The sequence below is a fragment of the Sinorhizobium sp. 7-81 genome (assembly GCF_030124405.1).
Taxonomy (GTDB): domain Bacteria; phylum Pseudomonadota; class Alphaproteobacteria; order Rhizobiales; family Rhizobiaceae; genus Sinorhizobium; species Sinorhizobium psoraleae.
Genome location: NZ_JASKLT010000007.1, coordinates 127165 through 145343, shown reverse-complemented (window position 1 = coordinate 145343; position 18179 = coordinate 127165). Strand labels below are relative to the sequence as shown.

Genomic DNA, 18179 nt, shown 5'->3' with positions numbered 1-18179 from the left:
CATGCAGCGATTCAAAGTGCTACAGCGGCCCTTGCGCGTCTGAACAGACGCGCGGCGCTGCAGGTCACGGCGCGAGAACGTCAGACAGTCAGCCCTTCGCGGGTCCGGTCGTCTCGGAGGAACTTTCCTGCGAAGAGGCGATCTCGCTTGCGAGTGCGTCTCTCGCGCGCTGTCTTTCGACGAGTCGCGCCGTATAGATGGAAATTTCGTAGAGAAGGATGGCTGGCAGTGCAAGACCGATCTGGGAAACCGGGTCGGGCGGCGTCAAAACGGCCGCGACGACAAAGGCGATGACGATCGCATATTTGCGCTTCTCGGCGAGCCCCTGAGCCGTGACGAAACCGACGCGCGCAAGCAGCGTCGTAACCACGGGCAACTGGAAAACCAAGCCGAAGGCGAACACCAGCGACATGATCAGGCTCAGATATTCCGACACCTTCGGCAGGAGCTGGATCGCCACCTGCCCTTCGCCGCCGCCCTGCTCCATGGCCAGGAAGAACCACATGACCATCGGCGTGAAGAAGAAATAGACCAGCGCGCCGCCGAGGAGAAAGAGGACCGGCGAAGCGATCAGGAACGGCAGGAAGGCTGCGCGTTCGTTCTTATAAAGACCGGGCGCAACGAACTTGTAGACCTGCGAGGCGATCACCGGAAAGGCGATCACCAGAGCGCCGAACATCGCAACCTTGATCTGGGTGAAGAAGAACTCCTGCGGAGCAGTGTAGATGAGCTCGACATTCCGATGGCTGAGGCCGGCCCAGCTCACCGCCCATTTGAACGGCAGGACGAGAAAGTTGAACAGCTGCTTGGCAAAATAAAAGCAGACGAGAAAGGCGACGAAAAATGCGCCGACCGCCCACATCAGCCTCGTGCGCAACTCGACGAGATGCTCGATCAGCGGCTGCGGCCGGTCCTCGATATCGCCGCTCATGCGTCACCTTTCTTGCGCGAAGCCGCGCGCGCCTTCTGCGTCTTGGTCTCGGCCTGCCCTTCGGCGGTTGCGGCTGCCTTTTTTGCGGGTGCCCTACCCGCGGTTTTCTTTGCCGTTGCGGCGGCAGGCTTCTTGGCCGGTGCGGCTTTGGCCTTGACGGCGCTCTTCGCCTTCTTCTCTTCTATCTTCGGCTCGCTTGCAGTTGCCGCGGCAACTTCGGCCGGCTTCGCCACGGCCTCCACGGGAGCTTCGGCTTTCACCGGTTCGGCCGCAGGCTGCTCCGGTGCCGGTTGCGCCGGCTTATCGGGCGTCGTCGCCTTCTGCAGATCGGACTTGATCTCGTTTCCGAGCTGGCGCAACGGATTCATAGCGTCCCGCAACGCCGCGGTCGGATTGAGACTTTGCGCATCGCTGATCGTCTTGCGCACTTCATCGAGATCCGCCTCGCGCAAGGCCTCGTCGAATTGATGGCGGAAGTCCGCGGCCATCCCGCGCAACTTCGTCGTCATCCGACCGAAGGCCCGCAGCATCGGCGGCAGATCCTTCGGCCCAACGACGACAATCAAGACGATTGCGATAACAACAAGCTCGGTCCAGCCGATATCAAGCATCCAACGTGCCCTACAACCCGTGACGCGGTCGACCGGGCATGTATCCGCCCGGTCTCGCCAGCTTCTGCTCGTTAGCGGACTTCGTCAGACTTGTGCTCGACGGTCTTGCCGTCGATCGTCTTGTCGGTCGGAGCGGTGTCGTCTTCGCCCATGCCCTTCTTGAAGCTCTTGATGCCCTTGGCCACATCACCCATCAGTTCCGGGATCTTGCCGCGGCCGAACAGCAGCAGGATCACCACCAGGACGATCAGCCAATGCCAGATGCTAAAGGAACCCATGCACTTACTCCCTAGGGCCTCGTTCAACCACAGCCCATTACGTTGTCAATTTTCAGGCGTGCCGTCGGCAAGCCGTCATTCTCGACGGACCCTAAGATGTCGAGACGTCTTTTTCAAACAGCAATATGTCGCGCTCGTTAACCGAAAGCGTGACATCACGCAATCCTTGCGGCAACAGATCGGCGCGGATACGTGCCCGCACTGTACGCTCGAATTGCGGCACAGCAAGCTCCAACAGTTCGACAACGCCCAGAAAGCGTCTCGACAGGATGCGCGCGGGGATGTCGCCGCCCTCCTCCTTGAGGTGAACGCCGGAGAGCCTGACCGCGACGCTCAAGGGCTGCCCCTCCTTGTATTGTCCCGCGGGCACGGCTCCGAGCGGCGTTTCGACGCGGCCGCCCCGCACACGCGCGTCAAAGACATTTATCTCGGAAAAGAACCCGGCCGCAAAAAGATCGCGCGGCTTCCGATAGAGCTCGTCCGCCGTGCCGACCTGAACCAGGCGCCCGTCCTTCAAGAGGGCGATCCTGTCCGCCATGCGCATAGCCTCTTCCGCATCGTGGGTCACGACGATCGCCGTTGCGCGCGTCTCGCGCAGAATGGCGAGCGTATCCGCGCGGATCGAATCCTTCAGGCGAGAGTCGAGGCCCGAAAAAGGTTCGTCCATCAGCAATACCGCCGGACGCGGCGCAAGCGCGCGGGCAAGCGCCACGCGCTGCTGTTCGCCGCCCGAGAGCACATGTGGGTAGCGGTCGGCGTAATGCAATAGGCCGACGCGTTCCAGCGCCGCATCCGCCTGCACCAATGCCTCCTTCTTCGGCAAGGCCGTCAACCCGAAGCAGACATTGTCGCGGATCGTCATGTGGGGGAAAAGGGCGAAATCCTGGAACATCAGCCCGACACCGCGCTTTTCCGGCGGGAGAAAGACGGATGGGCCGGAGATTTCCTGGCCGTTCAGGAGGAGACGGCCGCCGGTCTGCATCTCGATGCCGGCCGCAATGCGAAGCAATGTCGTCTTGCCCGATCCCGAAGGACCGAGCAAACAAAGCACTTCTCCGGCTTTCGCCGTGAGTGAGACACCCTTGATCGTTTCCTTGGAATGATATCGGTGGCTGATATTCTCGAATGCCAGGCTCGCCGCGAACGACACCCCGGACCGTCGCGTTGCCATGACGGCGCCGTTGTGTGGGTCTGAAACCATGCTCAGTCATTCCTCGAACCGAAGGCTTCGCGGCAAAATGCCCGTGCCCGGATCTAAAGCCGATATTCCTAGTCAGGATTTTTAATCGTCTTCTTCAGCCTTCGGTGTCAAGAGGCCGAGTTCTTCGAGGTCCATTTGCGTGATGGGATCCTCGTTCTCGGGGAGCTCATCCTCGCCGGCAGGAACCGGGATGTGCAGGTTCGAGGGAATGCGCCCGGACAGGAGACCGGCACCCTTCAATTCTTCGATACCGGGAAGATCGCGAATTTCCTCCAGGCCGAACTGATCGAGGAAATCCCGCGTCGTCCCGAAAGTGACAGGCCGTCCCGGAGTCCGCCTGCGTCCACGAAAGCGCACCCAGCCGGCCTCCATCAGAACGTCGAGTGTTCCCTTCGATGTCTGTACGCCGCGTATGTCCTCGATTTCCGCGCGCGTGACCGGCTGATGATAAGCGATGATCGCCAGCACCTCGAGGGCTGCCCGCGACAGTTTCTTGACCTCCTGTTCGTCCGTCTGAACGACGAAGGAGAGATCGGCGGCCGTACGGAAGGCCCAGTGGTCTGCGACCTGGACGAGATTGACACCGCGCGGCGCGTAAAGTGCCTTCAGCCGCGACATGATCCGCCCGACGTCGGCACCGCGGGGAAGCCGGCTCGCGATATAGGTTTCGGAAACAGGCTGAGCCGATGCGAAGACCAGCGCCTCAGCGATCCGTTCGGCTTCCCGCTCTAGCCTGGGATCGAGGGTAACCGCTTCGTGCTCCATCTCTTCGTCGGGCATCCCCGGCAAGTACTTCTGCGCTTCAGCCACGCGCTGCCTCCATTTCCGCCAGGGTTGCCGCATCGATCGGCTTTGGTCCACGCCGTAGATAGATGGGCGCGAAGGCACCCTCCTGGCGTATCTCCAGCCTTCCCTCGCGAACCATTTCGAGTGACGCGGCAAAGGAGCTCGCGATCGCCGTTGCGCGTTCTTTCGGGCTCGTCATGTAGCGGAGGAGAAAATGATCAAGCGCCGTCCAATCGTCGAGATTGCCGATCATCCGCGCCAGGATCAGGCGCGCATCGGACAACGACCAGACGTGGCGCTTCTCGATCGTCACCTGCGTTATCGCCTGGCGCTGCCTGAGGCTCGCGTAAGCGGTCAGCAGGTCATAGAGGGACGCGTCGTAACCCGATCTCTTTTCGGCAACGATATGTTCGGGCGCCCCGCGGGGGAAAACGTCGCGGCCGAGGCGGTTCCTGTTGACGAGCCTTGTCGCTGCATCGCGCATGGCTTCAAGGCGTTTCAGCCGAAACGCCAGTGCCGAGGCCATCTCCTCGCCGGAAGGACCTTCATCCTTGGCCTGTTGCGGAAGCAGCAGGCGGGACTTGAGATAGGCAAGCCACGCGGCCATGACGAGGTAGTCGGCCGCGAGCTCTATGCGGATCGAACGGACGCGCTCGATGAAGGCTATGTATTGTTCCGCGAGCGCCAGCACCGAGATGCGAGAAAGATCGACGCGTTGACTGCGCGCGAGATGGAGAAGCAGGTCCAGCGGGCCTTCGAAACCGGCGAGGTCGACGACGAGGGCCTCCTCATGCAATCCGCGATCGGCAGCCTCCTCCTGCCACAACGGCTCCATCGGTGCCTTTGCTCCAGGTTGGCGCTGCCATTCACCCGTATTGCTCACCAAGTCGCCTTTCCGCCGCTTTCTCGCCTAAGCCAGGGCGAACATCGCGTTGAACTCCGTCCTCAATGCTTCCTGGTCCGCATCGTCCGGCTTCCCGAAGGCCGCCTGCGCAGCTCTCGCCCGACGCAGCCGATCGCCCGACAGAACCGGAACCGCATCCGCAACGGCCCTCATTTCTTCCATTATGCCATGACAATGCAAGACGAGATCAAGGCCCGCGCCAATAATCCCGCGGGCGCGAGCGGCCATATCCCCGGCAAGCGCATTCATCGAGACATCGTCCGACATCAAGAGCCCGTCGAAACCGATATGGCCGCGAATGATTTCGCGCACGACCTTTGGCGAGGTCGTGGCCGGATTGTCGGGATCGATCGCGGTAAAGACCATATGCGCCGACATGGCCATGACTTCGTCCTTCATGGCGATGAAGGGGAGGAAATCGCTTCGCCGCAACTCCTCGAGACCGGCTTCCACAACGGGCAGATTGTGGTGCGAATCCACGAACGTGCGGCCATGACCCGGCATGTGCTTCATCACCGGCAGCATGCCGCCTGCCTTCAACCCCTCGCTCATTGCGCGGCCGATCGCGGTCACCGTCTCCGGATCGTGGCCATAGGCCCTGTTGCCGATGACATCATGGCTGCCAGGCACGGGTACATCGAGAACCGGCAGGCAATCGACCGTGATCCCAAACCGCATTAGATCAAAGGCATGGAGACGTCCCATAAGCCATGCGGCGCGCAAGCCTTGCTCCGGGTCCCGGCGATATATCTCACCGATGGCGGCACCGCTCGGGTATTGCTGAACCAGCGGCGGGCGGATGCGCTGGACGCGACCGCCCTCCTGATCGATCAGCACCGGGGCATTCGGATTACCGATGCTGTCGCGCAACTGAGCGACAAGATCGGAGATCTGATTTTCCTCGCCGATGTTGCGGCCAAAGAGGATGAAGCCCCATGGGCGCTCACCGTCGAAGAACCTCCGCTCTTCTTCGGTCAGGGAAAGGCTTTTGCAGCCGGAAATAAATGCTTTTGATTCGCTCATCCCAGAATCATAGTGCGCGCACCGTTCGGCGCGAAGTCACAAAGCCACAGTTCCTCGGTCATTCACAGACAAAGTGTCGTCCCGCAAAAGAAAAGAGCGCGACATTTCTGCCGCGCCCCGTCTTGTTTCATTCCCGGACTTACTTCGTCACGAGGCAGCTTCCGCCTGCGCTCTTGTAACGAGAGCAAAGGGCATTGGCCTCCTCCCGCGTGCCGGCCGGAATACGCACCCGGTAATAGGTGCCCTTGCCGCTGATCTCAGCCTTGCGAATATCAACGCCGCGGCCACCGATCACGCCCGCGAACTTCGCGGAGAGATTGTTGTAGCTCTTCTGCGCTTCTGCTTCCGAGGGCAGCGAGGCGATCTGGATCACGTAGCTGCCTGCGGGCACGGACGCGGTCGCGAGCGGCGCGGCCGGTGCGGCATTCGCCGTTTCCGTCACGGCTTCTTTTTCCGCCGGCGTTTTCGCTGCGTTAGTTGAAGCAGTGGCATCGTCCTGGCCTGTCGGACGCGTCTGCGGCACAGGTGCCAGCTGACTGCCAACCGCTGTCGTCTTCACACTGCGAACCGGAGCGAGCTCCTCAACGGAAGCATCGCTTGGCGCGGCAAGGGCGACCTTTTCGGCTCCGCCGGCCGGTTGTTCCCCGGCGCGCAGTTCAGAGCCCGCATCGGCGACGGTTGCCGCCCCCTTCGAACCGGAGGCCGCGGCCTGACCGGAAGCGGTCGCGGGAATGGATTGATCGTTGCCGCTTGCCGTCACGTCATTCGCCGGCGGAGCCACCGGCTCTTCGCGAGCGACCAGCGTGCCGTCGGGCTTGACGATCATCGTGCGGACCTTGCGCGGCGCAACCGCAGGAGCTTTTTCCTCCTCGGCCGACGCGGCATCGCTTGTTTCTTCGTCAGGCAGCAGGCGCGCCACTTCCTCGTCTTCTGCCGGCAAGGCGGCCGTCAACGCCTCCTCACCCTCGCTGCCTTCCAGCGGCAGAGTCTCCGGCGTCAGCGTTCTTTGGACGACATCCATCGGCTCCTCGGTCGAGGAGACCAAGGCCTCCTGGCGAGGTGCATCCCCCTGCGCTCCGGCGACCCGATCGTAGACGGCCTTGTCCTGGTTGGGTACGGTCTTGCCGCCCTTCACTTCCGGGACGACCTTTACCGGCTCCTTGTCCGCCAGGATGATCTTCGGACCATCTCCGGACAGGACGGCACTGCTCCCACCCATCCAGGCATAGACTCCAGCCCCGCCAAGGATGATGACGCCCGCTACGCTGGCGGCCAGGAGCATCGTACGCTGCGAGCGGCGACCATAGCCCCGCTCGCCGTATTCCGTGGTGCGGTCCAGTCTCGGCGCCGCCAGACGCTCTGTATCCTGCGCCGTGTCTTGACGCTCGGCCATCGACCGCTGGAAGTCTTCTTCCATCGCCTTTTCGAATTCATCGAAATCATCGACCGCCACCGCCTGAGAATGTGGCTTCGCCGCAGGCAGCGCGGTGGCATCAGCGCCGTCATCGTCGACGCGCGTACCGCTCCGTGGCGCAGGTGCGCCAAAAAGCTGCGCCATCTCCGCGTCGATATCCAAATCATAGTCAGTCGGATAGACGACGGGCTTCTCTTCGCCGTCCAGGGCCGGCAGTTGCGGTACGTCGACGTCCGCGATCGGCGCCACGCCGCTTTCCGGCTCGGCAATCATTGCGGGATCGAAAGGCAATACGCTTTCGACCGGAGCTTCCTCATCTGCGATCACCGGCGTCGCTGCCTGCGGCTCGTCGCGGCGGATTTCGGCCTCAACGGGGACCGACAGCGCCTGCAGGAACGGCGGCGCCTCGGGCTCGACCAATGCAGGATGAGCGACAACCGGCTGTTCAGCCGCCGTTTGGACATCGCCCTGCACATCATCTTTCGGCGGGTCGATGTCGAGGGCGATTTCAGACAGTTCCAGTTCGAAATTCTCGATGTCGAAGCTGGGTTCCGACTCGACCGCCTCCAGCTCTTGAACAGGCTCCAACTCCTGAACAGGCTCGGGCGCCAGAACGGGCGCCGGCGTCGCCACCGGCGAAGCGGCGGGCGCTGCGGGCATTTTCGCCACGTTCGGTTCGACGATGGGCGCGGCAAAGGCGCGCTGCTGCGACGCACCAGTCGCAGACGCAACCGGCGTCGCACGGCTGAAGGTCGGCTTGAAAGGATAGCTACTCTTCTTGACGGGCGAAGCAGGGCGCGCATGAACGGCCGGATGGGCCTCCACGGCGGCTGCCACCAAACCTGTCGCGACCGGCACTGGAAAACGCTCAACGTCGGCAAGCAGCTGATCGACATCGTCCTGAGGGCCAGGCGAAGCGGCAACCGGCGCTGCGACGGCAACGTCAGTAGCCGCAGCCGCAGCCGCTTCCTCGTTGCGCCTGGCAAGTTCGTCCGCCATGTCGATAAAGACTGGTTCCGAGCTTACCGAGAGCTTGTCCGCCCCGGCGAAGGCGGCCGCGTGAAAAGCAAGAGGCACATGCAACGCACCAAAAGCGGGCGCGTCGAACGCCTCACGCTGCTCCGAGTGCGACTGAACGCCGGCATTCGAGCGGATATCGTTGGAACCTTGCGCATCCTCAGCAAGCGACAGGTCCTCGTAGCCGAGCGAAAGTTCGAGTTCGCGCTCCAGGTCGACCGCCGGAAACTCGGCGACGTCGACTGCATCGAGTTCGGCCGGCGCCGCGGCGTCGACAACAGGAGCCAGCGAAGCCAAATCGTCATGTCGGTCTTCGATCGGCTCGGAAATCGGAGAAACGCTGTCTTCGACCACCGGGGCGAAGTTCTCGGCAATCGCCTCAGCGGGCGCGAAAGCGCCATCCGGATTGGCGTGATGCTGTTCCGTCACGCCCCCGGCGACCGGATGTTCGACAAGCCCGCTGTCCGGATGAACCGCAACTGCACGCGGAGCGTCATAGCTGTCAAATTCGCGAAGAAGCTCTTCCTCGAGGTCGAAGGCGGGATCCCGCCGGACGGCCTCCTGGTGACGCTGCAGTTCCTGCAATTGCTGAACGGCTGGCCGAGCATCGTAACCGACAATGCGGGCAAGTTCGCTCAACGGATCATCGTCGGCCAATACGTCGAATTCTGCCGGCCCGCTTCGTGCGAATTGTTTGTCTGCCATACTCTCCACTCACAATTGCCTGCGTTCGTTTGCCAGTGCATTGTGGGGAAATGGTGACAATACTTACCGCATCTCTTCCGGCGCTGAAGTGCCTGTAATAGACAGGCCCGACTTCAGTACCGAGGCGACAGCATGCACCAGCCCGAGTCTGGCAATGCTTAATTCTCTGTCCTTATCGTTAACAAAACGTAATTCAGGATTTTCTTTACCTTTGTTCCAGTGTCCGTGGAAGACTGCGGCAAGATCATACAGATAAAAAGCGATTCGGTGGGGCTCCTGCGAGAGTGCCGCCGCCTCGATGACACGGGGATATTCTGCGAGCTTGGCGACAAGCTGCATCTCTGCAGGATCAACAATCGCACCCGTCACTGCTGCGGCAAGATCAAGCGACGGGAGATCAAGGTCAGGAAAGGCTTCCGCCGCCTGGCGGAACACAGAGCAGCAACGCGCATGCGCATACTGCACGTAGAAGACCGGGTTATCCTTCGACTGTTCGGTGACCTTGGCGAAGTCGAAGTCGAGGGGCTCCGAGTTCTTCCGGTAGATCATCATGAAGCGAACCGGGTCGCGGCCGACTTCATCGACTACGTCGCGCAGCGTTAGGAAGTCGCCGGACCGCTTGGACATCTTCACCGGTTCGCCGCCGCGATAGAGCTTGACGAGCTGGCAAAGCAGCACCGTCAGCTTGGCTGTCTCGCCCGACACGGCGCGCGCCAGTGCTTCCAGCCGCTTGACATAGCCGCCGTGATCAGCGCCGAGCACATAGATCATTTCGTTGAAGCCGCGATCGAACTTGTCTTTGAAGTAAGCAACGTCGGCGGCAAAATAGGTATAACTGCCGTCGGACTTGATCAGCGGACGGTCGATGTCGTCGCCGACCTCCGTCGAGCGAAACAGTGTCTGTTCGCGATCTTCCCAATCCTCCGGCAATTGCCCCTTCGGCGGCGGCAGCGTGCCCTTGTAGACGTGCCCCTTGAACGTAAGGTCATTGATTGCCGTACGGATCCGCGTTGCGTTGTTGTCGTGCAGCGTCCGCTCGGAGAAAAACACATCGTGATGGACGTTCAGTGCAGCCAGATCCTCACGGATCATCGCCATCATCGCGTCGATCACGCGCTCCTTGACGAGCGGCATCCACTTGTCATCCGGCATGATCCTGAGGCTTGTGCCGAATTCGTCCGCCAGCGCCTCGCCCACCGGCACCAGATAATCGCCGGGGTAAAGGCCTGGCGGAATCTCGCCGATCTCCTCGCCGAGCGCCTGCCGATAGCGAAGGAATGCGGAACGTGCGAGAACATCGATCTGCGAGCCCGCGTCGTTGATGTAATATTCCTTGGTTACGTCATAGCCGGCAAAGGCGAGAAGATTGGCCAGCGCATCGCCGACAACGGCGCCGCGGCAATGCCCGACATGCATCGGCCCGGTCGGGTTGGCGGAGACGTATTCGACGTTCACCTTGCGCCCGGCACCGACGGTGCTGCGACCGTAGTCGGTCCCGGCCCTCGCCACCGAAGCCAGGAGCTTCTGCCAATAGGGGACCGACAGGCGAACGTTGATGAAACCCGGTCCAGCAACGGAGACTTCGGTGATTTCCGGATCTTGCCGCAGCTTCTCTACGATGAGGTCGGCGAGCGCGCGCGGATTCATGCCCAGCGATTTTGCGAGAACCATCGCCGCATTGGTCGCAACGTCGCCATGGCTCGCATCGCGCGGCGGCTCGATATTGATGCGCCCGAAATCAAGGTCGGCTCGCTTTTCACGCACGATATCAAGCGCTTCTAAAATGTTTTTAATTCTTGATTCGAAGTCCGTGAAAAGGTTCATCTGATCCGTCCGCTTTTTCCAGCCAAACTGGAGAATGGCGCAAAACTCAAAAGGAGGCCGGGTTCGACGAACCTGCAGCCTCCGGGCGGGGCGTCACTACCGCAAATCAGGCGTATGGTCAAACAAGCGCCGATGCGCACTGATCGCAAAAGTGTCCGTCATCCCGGCGAGATAATCTCCAACGTGGCGTGCCCGGGCCGGTTCCGCCATTCCGGCGATCTGGTCGATCCAGTAGTGTTCCTTCATAAGAAGCGGATCGGCCATGAAGGCTCTATAGAGATCGGTGACGATCGAGGCCGCTCCCTGCCGCACCCTCATCACCTCGGGATGGCGGTAGATGCGAGTCATCAGAAGATGCTTGATCTGCCGATCGGTCTCACTCATCTCCTCCGAGAACGTGGCGACCGCCCTGCCCGCCAGCCGCACGTCGCCCGCGCTCTGCGGGCGGATTTCGCGAAGACGCGCCTGCGCGACGCCAATGACGTCTTCCACCATTGCCGTAATCTGGCGCCGCATAATCTCGTGGGTAAACCGGCTGCTTTCCAGCCTCGGATACCGATCATGGACCTCGCGCATCAAAGACGCGAGAAACGGAACCTCCTCCAGCATCTCGAAAGTCAGATATCCCGCGCGCAGGCCGTCATCTATGTCATGGGTATTGTAGGCGATATCGTCGGCAATCGCAGCGACCTGGGCCTCAAGGCTCGCAAAACTCGCGAGTTCGAGATCATGCAGGGCGCAATAGTCCAGGATAGGCTGCGGAACCGGACCGCGCGTACCTTCGCCAGCCGCCGTCATCAGGGGGCCGTTGTGCTTGACGAGGCCTTCGAGGCTCTCCCAGGTGAGATTCAAGCCGTCGAACTCCGCATAGCGCCGTTCCAGCTTGGTGACGATGCGTAGCGATTGCGCATTGTGATCGAAGCCGCCATAGGGCTTCAGCACCTCGTGCAGCGCGTCTTCGCCGGTATGCCCGAAGGGCGTATGGCCGAAGTCATGGACAAGAGCAACGCCCTCCGCAAGGTCCTCATCGAGCTTCAGGGCGCGCGCCAGCGCGCGTGCGATCTGCGCGACTTCGATCGTATGCGTGAGGCGGGTGCGGTAGTGGTCACCATCGGCAGCGATGAAGACCTGCGTCTTGTGTTTCAACCGGCGAAATGCCGTCGTATGGACGATGCGATCGCGGTCACGCTGGAAATCGGAACGGGTCGGGCTGACGGCCTCCGAATAGAGCCTGCCGCGTGTGGCCCAAGGATCCGACGCAAAGACGGCGTGCTCGCCGTAACCGAAGCCGAGGGCCTGTCTGTCGAAAGTCATTTCTCACCTGTGCCGGCCGTCCCATTGACGGGACATTCAAGCCTTCATACCTATAGTGTACGCTACAGGAAAGCCGCGGCGAACTGCCGTGAGAGTCCTGAAGACAGATCAATGGCTTGGCGCCAGGTATTCAAGCCGATTTTCCGGTTTGACCCGTCGGAATGCCAAGCGCGAGGACGAATCTCTCCGGTTCTTGACCCCGGCAGGAGGCAGATATGACACAGGAAACAGTCATCCTTTCCGACGCGGCTGCCAAGCGCATCGCCGCAATTCTCCAGACAGAAAAGGACAAGAGCGCGATGCGCGTCTCCGTCGAAGGCGGCGGGTGTTCCGGTTTTTCCTATAAATTCGATCTGGTCGACGCAGAAAACGATGACGATCTGGTCCTCGAAAAAGGGAACGCCAAGGTCCTGATCGACAGCCTCTCCCTCGTCTACATGGGCGGTTCGGAAATCGATTTCGTCGACAACCTGCTCGGCCAATCCTTCCAGATTAAAAATCCGAATGCCGTCGCAAGCTGCGGCTGCGGGACGAGCTTTTCGATCTGACGAACGCCGGAGTTGAAGCGCTTCGACTTCCCGCGGCCAAGCTCTGGCTAGAGATAGGGTGACCCCAGCCAGAGAAGGCGGTTCGCCAGACGATTCGGAAAAGGTTGTTCACGGAGTCCCGCAAGCGTAACCTCCTCCGCCGTCGTCAATATCGCGCAGATCTTGCTGCTGACTGCGCGCGCAAAGGCGTCGTCAAGAACCTCCAGATCGAATTCGAAATTGAGGCGCAGCGAGCGCGGATCGAGGTTGCTCGAGCCGACATAGGCCCAACGCTCGTCAACGACCATCAGTTTGGAATGGTTGAACGCTCCCTGCGCCCGCCAAACGCGGCAATGGCCCTTTAGAACCTGGTCGAATTGCGCGGTCATTGCCCGGTCGATGAGGGTCAGATTGTTGATCGCGGGCACGACGATGTCCACTTCCACACCCCTTCGGGCGGCGGTCACCAGGGCGCTGATCAGTTCCTTGTCAGGCAGGAAATACGGCGACATCAGGCGGATATGCTGCCGCGCAACCGAGAACGCGCCCATCAGCATTTTGTGGTTGGTCTCATTCGTGCTGTCCGGCCCGGACGGCACGGCGCGCATGAGCACCGGAGGGGCGTCCGGCATGTCCTCGGGCACCCCGATTTTCCAGGCGTCGCCCTCCAGGCTCTCTCCGCTCGAAAATTGCCAATCTTCTGCGGCGACCTGGAAAATGTCGGCGACAACAGGTCCGGTGACACGGAAATGCGTGTCGAAGGAAGCAGCCTTTCCTGCCACTTCCGCACTGAAGCCAGCGCGAATGTTCATACCGCCTGCGAAGGCGACGACGCCATCGACCACCAGGATTTTCCGGTGGGTCCGAAGATTGGCATAGGGTAGTCTCAGCCCCATGATGATGTTGCCGTTGAAGACCGCGGTCGGTACTCCGCCCTCTTTCAGGTAGCTGACCACGCTCGGCACCGAATAACGCGCGCCGACCGCATCGATCAAAACCCTGACACTGACGCCGCGCTTCGCCGCGGCAATCAGCGCATCGGCAAAGCGCAGGCCGATCGGATCCCTGTCGAAGATGTAGCTTTCGATGAGGATGCTGCGCCGTGCGCCGCCGATTTCCTCAAGCATCGCGGCATAGACCGTGTCACCACCTTCCAGCATGGTGATGTGGTTTCCTGTCGACATCGCGTGACGCGCTACCCGGTCGCCAAGCATCTTCATCGCGGCAAAGCGATGGCCGAAGCGGACGGCGACCTCGTCATGCGTCACGTCGTAACGGCCATATTGATCTGCTCCTCGCGGCCGCAGCAGTGAGCGTTGCAGGCCGATGGACGTGCGGCGGATGCGATTGATACCGGCAACTGCGTAAATCGCCGCCCCGATCACCGGCGACAGGAGCACGACGCCGACCCAGCCCACGGCGGCGCGCACATCGTCCTTGGTCATCGCCGCATGGATGATCGCCGGCACGCCCAAAGCGAAGGAAAGCAGCGCCAGAAAATGCGGCCAGTAGTTTTCGACGAACTGGATCATGCGCGGGACTATAGAGCGAGACAGGGCGGAATCAATTCCTGCAACCGTCAGCAGTATTGCCGCGCGCAGAGAGCGAGATTTAGACGCTTTCCGGTGCCGGTTTTCCGTACCCACAGATGTTGCAGGTAACGGATTTGTCAAAAGAATTCGCAGCCGCTACAACGAATCGGCCCCACAGCGCCGCGCGTCCTTCCAGACGCACTAAGTCGCTGTGGCACTTTGAATTGCTGCTTGTTCTGTCCTTAAATCGAAGCCGATCTAAGGAAGCATGCAGTAGGACTCACCGACATGAAAGGCGACGCCGGCCCATGAAGATTGCCACCTGGAACATCAACGGCGTCAAGGCGCGCGTCGACAGCCTTGTCGCCTGGCTTAAGGAGTCGAACCCCGATATCGCCTGCCTGCAGGAAATCAAGTCAGTCGATGAGACCTTTCCGAGAGGCGAGATCGAAGCGCTCGGTTACCACGTGGAAACGCACGGCCAAAAGGGGTTCAATGGCGTCGCGCTCCTCTCGAAACTGCGGCCAGACGAGGTCAATCGCGGCTTACCGGGAGACGATACGGATGAGCAGGCGCGCTTCATCGAGGGCGTTTTCTCCGTCAAACACGGCGCGATCCGCGTGTGCTGCCTCTATCTGCCGAACGGAAATCCCGTCGACAGCGAAAAATACCCCTACAAGCTAAGCTGGATGCAGCGCCTCGCCCAATTCGCTGAGCAAAGGCTGAGGCTCGAAGAGCCGCTCATCCTCGCGGGCGACTACAATGTCATTCCGGAAGCCCACGACTGCTGGGACGTCAGGGTCTGGCAGAACGATGCACTCTTCCTGCCGGAAACGCGGGCCGCTTTTCGGCGGCTTCGCAATCTCGGATTCACGGACGCGGTCCGTGCCACCTCGGACGAGGTACCGCTTTATTCATTCTGGGATTATCAAGCCGGATGCTGGCCGAAAAATTTCGGCATTCGCATCGATCACCTGATGATTTCGCCCGAAGCAGCCGACAAGCTCGTGTCGACGTCCATAGAAAAGCACGTGCGTTCTTGGGAAAAACCGTCCGACCACGTGCCGGTCGCAGGTGAATTCGCGTTCGAACCGGCCTAATCTTGGGACGACAAACAGCTTAGTCGTCGGCCTGGAGGTGCATGTTCTGCGACATGACGATCGCAACACGGCGGTCGTCTTCGGTCGCCAGCGAGAAAGCCTGCTCCTGCATCGCCTGCAACCAGGGCCTGTCCTTCGGCGAACACTGATCGAGCGCTGCCGTCATGTAGGCAAGGCCACGAACGGTCTGGCCTTCCTGGAAGATCACGTTTCCGAAAACGCCCATTGCCCCGGCATGGCCATTCTTGCGCGCACGGTTCAGCCACTTCTTGGCCTGCTGAACGTTGACACTGCCGCCCTCGCCCGAGAGCAGCATCCGCGCGAGTTGGAACTGCGCCTCGGCGACACCAAAAGTGGATGCTGCCTGAAAATACAACTGCCGAGCCTGCGTCAGGTCCATCTTCACGGGGCTGTCCGGAATGCCGCGCCGATAGTAACCGGCAAGCGAAATCAGCGCGTTGACGAAATATCCGGTATCTTCCGATCCGGGTTCGACGCCCTGCTGGGCAATTTCGCTGTAGATCTTGAATGCCTCGAGGTCGTCCTCGGTGACCCCGTCGCCATAGGCGTACATATTGGCGAGCGCCCAGCGCGATCCGGTATGTCCCTTTTCGGCCGCATAACGATAGGCTTCGACCGCCTCATCCTTCCTGCCGTTCTTGTAGGCAGAAAAACCAAACTTGAAGAGCGCGAATGGGCCTGATTCCTTGGAAACGCCCGCCCCCGGATCGAACGCTCGCGCAGGCCCGGCGGCAGTCGCGCCAACCGCCAGCGACACACCCAGCACTGCAACCCTAAGCGACTTGAATTCACCCGCGAGCATCACGATCAATTTCTTCCGTTCCAGCCGGCCACGCCGAACTCATCACCGCTGCAAACATCAACCTGTGCAGGGTCGCTTGCCATTCGAGTGCTCATCGGTTCCCAACGCGGCTACGACCATGGTGCCCACGATGTTTTTCCCGCGCATCTCCGTCCGCGCGGCCGACAGTGGATCGGCAGGGCGTTTGATGCCAGTTGCGAAGGGATGTCATGACAGCACACAAACTCAGTTCACCTTAAACGGCACAGGTACAGCACTCGATCGCACGTTTGTCGGTATCATCGCTGCTCTCATTTTGTGGCGGGAAATGGACATAATCGACCCGGCCGCGATACTAGCAAACCATAGCAGCAAATGTGTTGCTGAATCGTCACATTCATGAACGCTCATAAAGTAGTGGCATCAGCGCCACGACAACGCTCGCTAGACAAAAGAAAGGCCCGGCAAAACCGGGCCTCCAGTGGTCTGATCGATGGAGATCAGAACCTGACCTTCAGCGATGTTGAAATAGCGCCGACGAAATCATTGTCGAAATCGTAAGACACGTCATCGCCAATGTCTTCACCCTCGAACGTGACCTTCCCCGAGCTGCCACTGGTCAGGATCCCGACGACACCGGCAAGGCGGAGCTCGACGTTCTGTGTCGGGGCGTAGGAGACACCGGTGCCCAAAGTCCATGTGTCGGTCTGCGTGCCGTAATCCTGACTGGTACCGCGATCCCAGGTGAGGCTGACCGCTCCGCTCCACTGATCATTGAACTTGTGACCAACGCCGCCGGTAACCGTCCATCCGTCGCGATAGAGCAAGTCAAGGCTCGTCGGGAATCTGCCGGGCGCGGGTTGGTCCGGCACAAAACTCACAACTTGCAGCTGGCTCCAATCGGTCCATTTGACAGAGCCAAAAGCCAACCAACCGGGGGCGATGCCGGTTTGCACTTTGAGTTCCAGCGAGTCCGGCATCGAAGCCGACCCGTGAACGTTGTACTTTTCGAGACCGACCTCACGTAGGTCAATGAAACCCGTCAGATTGTCCAAGTCTACGGCGCTGTTGTAAACAAGGCTTGCCCGCATCGCGTATTCGGGGATTTCATAGGCTATACCCGTGCGCCAGCCCCAACCGCTATCCTCCAGCTCGAGGCGTCCAATGCCCGAAAAACCTAACGGCGCCGGGAATACCGCGGGGTCCTGGACAAGCCGCTCCTTGAAGCCGCCGACTTCCTGGTAGAACGCACCGCCGATGATGCGAACGATACCGGGTCCCATCTCCCACTTATAGGAGCATGTCACCGCGTAGTTGTCGCTTTCGACCTTCGTCTCGATATTCTGGTTGGCACCGGCCCAATTCGTGCCGGGATTGGTGTGGGCGCCCCAAGGCTGAGAGTAGTCCGCCATACAGTCAATACTGTCACCCAAACCAGCCTTTACACCGATGCGGGGCGCCCAATAACTTTCCGTGTCATCCACGCTATTCGGGCGGCCACTCAAATCCCCGCCGCCGAACTCTCCCGTCAACGGGTTTGTATTGGCGGGATTCGTGTCCCGGACATTCTTCAGTTCGCGTTGGGGATTGACGTAGGTTGCCGTCGCTTCGGCGGCATAGTCCGACGGATCGAACAGCAGATCGATGTTATAGCCGCTGCGCTCAAGCCCTCCCGCATGCGCAGTCGACACCACCAGCATTCCAGCCACGACAGCCAAAATGCCCTGCTTCATTCCACTTCGAGCCATCAAGCTCCTCCCCTGCACTTTCAGAATGCGACAATCCACCTCACGTCGCGCTTGGAGAAAGTATCCTCACGATTGCGTGAATGGCAAACTGCCGAGCTGCAGGATTGACCGCCGGACCGGTCATCAAATTTACGTAAGAATTTCACGATCTGGACGCAATTCAGGAATCTCGGAACCGTTTTCCAACCGATGGCGGCTATTCAGGATACTTGAAAATAATATTCCACTTCCAAGTCGAAGTGTGACCAAGGAACAACAATTTCCCTTTTTGCAGCCACTCGGGCGCAGGCACCTTTTGGTACGCGGTCAATGAAACCACTGCGTGTATTGCTGCTTTCAATCGCGTTAAACCGCGTCTGATTCGGATTCAAGCCAGATAATAGAAAATCCGCGGCATTGCTACCGCGGATTGCACCTTGTCTGCGCATTCGGTAAAGCGGCGCCAACGGAAACCGTTGCACG

The 18179-nt window shown here is 60.4% G+C and carries 16 protein-coding genes; 2 read left to right on the top strand and 14 right to left on the bottom strand.

Annotation, left to right across the window (positions count from 1 at the left end; translation table 11 throughout):
* Positions 1 to 88: 88 nt before the first annotated feature.
* From tatC to QN224_RS22335, 10 genes are all read right to left on the bottom strand, one after another.
* On the bottom strand, positions 89 to 931 hold the full coding sequence (gene tatC, locus QN224_RS22380; protein WP_173512758.1) for a twin-arginine translocase subunit TatC: 843 nt from the start codon (positions 929 to 931) through the stop codon (positions 89 to 91).
* On the bottom strand, positions 928 to 1542 hold the full coding sequence (tatB, locus tag QN224_RS22375; protein ID WP_283978415.1) for a Sec-independent protein translocase protein TatB: 615 nt from the start codon (positions 1540 to 1542) through the stop codon (positions 928 to 930). The genes tatC and tatB overlap by 4 nt, the downstream gene beginning before the upstream one ends.
* Positions 1543 to 1613: 71 nt before the next feature.
* Positions 1614 to 1820 carry a twin-arginine translocase TatA/TatE family subunit gene (locus QN224_RS22370; RefSeq protein WP_173512756.1) on the bottom strand — a complete coding sequence of 69 codons (207 nt, stop codon included), beginning with the start codon at positions 1818 to 1820 and terminating at the stop codon, positions 1614 to 1616.
* A 91-nt stretch (positions 1821 to 1911) separates the two neighbouring features.
* Positions 1912 to 3021: an ABC transporter ATP-binding protein gene (locus QN224_RS22365; protein WP_173512755.1), complete on the bottom strand. Its 1110-nt coding sequence runs from the start codon at positions 3019 to 3021 to the stop codon at positions 1912 to 1914.
* A gap of 81 nt (positions 3022 to 3102) precedes the next feature.
* Positions 3103 to 3831, bottom strand: a complete 729-nt coding sequence (gene scpB, locus QN224_RS22360; protein WP_283978414.1) for an SMC-Scp complex subunit ScpB — start codon at positions 3829 to 3831, stop codon at positions 3103 to 3105.
* The gene (locus QN224_RS22355; RefSeq protein ID WP_283978530.1) at positions 3824 to 4642 is read right to left on the bottom strand and encodes a ScpA family protein; all 819 of its coding nucleotides are present in this window, start codon (positions 4640 to 4642) and stop codon (positions 3824 to 3826) included. The genes scpB and QN224_RS22355 overlap by 8 nt, the downstream gene beginning before the upstream one ends.
* A 75-nt stretch (positions 4643 to 4717) precedes the next feature.
* Positions 4718 to 5734, bottom strand: a complete 1017-nt coding sequence (gene nagZ, locus QN224_RS22350; protein ID WP_283978413.1) for a beta-N-acetylhexosaminidase — start codon at positions 5732 to 5734, stop codon at positions 4718 to 4720.
* 139 nt (positions 5735 to 5873) lie between these two features.
* Entirely contained in the window at positions 5874 to 8870 is a 2997-nt protein-coding gene (locus QN224_RS22345; RefSeq protein ID WP_283978411.1) for an SPOR domain-containing protein, read from the bottom strand.
* Between the two features lie 63 nt (positions 8871 to 8933).
* Complete coding sequence (gene argS / locus QN224_RS22340; RefSeq protein ID WP_283978410.1) at positions 8934 to 10694, bottom strand: arginine--tRNA ligase; 1761 nt, start codon at positions 10692 to 10694, stop codon at positions 8934 to 8936.
* Positions 10695 to 10790: 96 nt separating this feature from the next.
* A complete protein-coding gene (locus QN224_RS22335) occupies positions 10791 to 12008 on the bottom strand; it encodes a deoxyguanosinetriphosphate triphosphohydrolase (RefSeq protein WP_283978409.1) in 1218 nt (405 codons plus the stop codon).
* Between the two features lie 215 nt (positions 12009 to 12223).
* Between QN224_RS22335 and erpA the strand changes: the two genes are divergently transcribed.
* Entirely contained in the window at positions 12224 to 12556 is a 333-nt protein-coding gene (gene erpA / locus QN224_RS22330; RefSeq protein WP_173512749.1) for an iron-sulfur cluster insertion protein ErpA, read from the top strand.
* A 47-nt stretch (positions 12557 to 12603) separates the two neighbouring features.
* Here erpA and QN224_RS22325 read toward each other — a convergent pair whose 3' ends face one another.
* The gene (locus tag QN224_RS22325) at positions 12604 to 14067 is read right to left on the bottom strand and encodes a phosphatidylserine/phosphatidylglycerophosphate/cardiolipin synthase family protein (protein ID WP_283978408.1); all 1464 of its coding nucleotides are present in this window, start codon (positions 14065 to 14067) and stop codon (positions 12604 to 12606) included.
* Between the two features lie 308 nt (positions 14068 to 14375).
* Here QN224_RS22325 and xth point away from each other — a divergent pair, with 308 nt between their 5' ends.
* Positions 14376 to 15167: an exodeoxyribonuclease III gene (gene xth, locus QN224_RS22320; RefSeq protein WP_173512747.1), complete on the top strand. Its 792-nt coding sequence runs from the start codon at positions 14376 to 14378 to the stop codon at positions 15165 to 15167.
* A gap of 19 nt (positions 15168 to 15186) precedes the next feature.
* Here xth and exoR read toward each other — a convergent pair whose 3' ends face one another.
* The 3 genes from exoR to QN224_RS22305 form a co-directional block, all read right to left on the bottom strand.
* Positions 15187 to 15990: a two-component system ChvIG regulator ExoR gene (exoR, locus tag QN224_RS22315; RefSeq protein ID WP_173513323.1), complete on the bottom strand. Its 804-nt coding sequence runs from the start codon at positions 15988 to 15990 to the stop codon at positions 15187 to 15189.
* 479 nt (positions 15991 to 16469) lie between these two features.
* Positions 16470 to 17717 carry an OmpP1/FadL family transporter gene (locus QN224_RS22310; protein WP_283978407.1) on the bottom strand — a complete coding sequence of 416 codons (1248 nt, stop codon included), beginning with the start codon at positions 17715 to 17717 and terminating at the stop codon, positions 16470 to 16472.
* Between the two features lie 200 nt (positions 17718 to 17917).
* Positions 17918 to 18178 (bottom strand): hypothetical protein, encoded by a 261-nt coding sequence (locus QN224_RS22305; protein ID WP_283978406.1) that lies wholly within the window; start codon positions 18176 to 18178, stop codon positions 17918 to 17920.
* Between the last annotated feature and the right edge of the window lies 1 nt (position 18179).

What these genes read in the sequence shown, in the direction of transcription:
- tatB (WP_283978415.1), bottom strand. Translation starts at nt 1,542, where the DNA reads ATGCTTGATATCGGCTGGACCGAGCTTGTTGTTATCGCAATCGTCTTG.
- nagZ (WP_283978413.1), bottom strand. Translation starts at nt 5,734, where the DNA reads ATGAGCGAATCAAAAGCATTTATTTCCGGCTGCAAAAGCCTTTCCCTG.
- QN224_RS22310 (WP_283978407.1), bottom strand. Translation starts at nt 17,717, where the DNA reads ATGGCTCGAAGTGGAATGAAGCAGGGCATTTTGGCTGTCGTGGCTGGA.
- QN224_RS22370 (WP_173512756.1), bottom strand. Translation starts at nt 1,820, where the DNA reads ATGGGTTCCTTTAGCATCTGGCATTGGCTGATCGTCCTGGTGGTGATC.
- QN224_RS22335 (WP_283978409.1), bottom strand. Translation starts at nt 12,008, where the DNA reads ATGACTTTCGACAGACAGGCCCTCGGCTTCGGTTACGGCGAGCACGCC.
- QN224_RS22355 (WP_283978530.1), bottom strand. Translation starts at nt 4,642, where the DNA reads ATGGAGCCGTTGTGGCAGGAGGAGGCTGCCGATCGCGGATTGCATGAG.
- QN224_RS22365 (WP_173512755.1), bottom strand. Translation starts at nt 3,021, where the DNA reads ATGGTTTCAGACCCACACAACGGCGCCGTCATGGCAACGCGACGGTCC.
- tatC (WP_173512758.1), bottom strand. Translation starts at nt 931, where the DNA reads ATGAGCGGCGATATCGAGGACCGGCCGCAGCCGCTGATCGAGCATCTC.
- exoR (WP_173513323.1), bottom strand. Translation starts at nt 15,990, where the DNA reads ATGCTCGCGGGTGAATTCAAGTCGCTTAGGGTTGCAGTGCTGGGTGTG.
- QN224_RS22325 (WP_283978408.1), bottom strand. Translation starts at nt 14,067, where the DNA reads ATGATCCAGTTCGTCGAAAACTACTGGCCGCATTTTCTGGCGCTGCTT.
- xth (WP_173512747.1), top strand. Translation starts at nt 14,376, where the DNA reads ATGAAGATTGCCACCTGGAACATCAACGGCGTCAAGGCGCGCGTCGAC.
- erpA (WP_173512749.1), top strand. Translation starts at nt 12,224, where the DNA reads ATGACACAGGAAACAGTCATCCTTTCCGACGCGGCTGCCAAGCGCATC.
- argS (WP_283978410.1), bottom strand. Translation starts at nt 10,694, where the DNA reads ATGAACCTTTTCACGGACTTCGAATCAAGAATTAAAAACATTTTAGAA.
- QN224_RS22345 (WP_283978411.1), bottom strand. Translation starts at nt 8,870, where the DNA reads ATGGCAGACAAACAATTCGCACGAAGCGGGCCGGCAGAATTCGACGTA.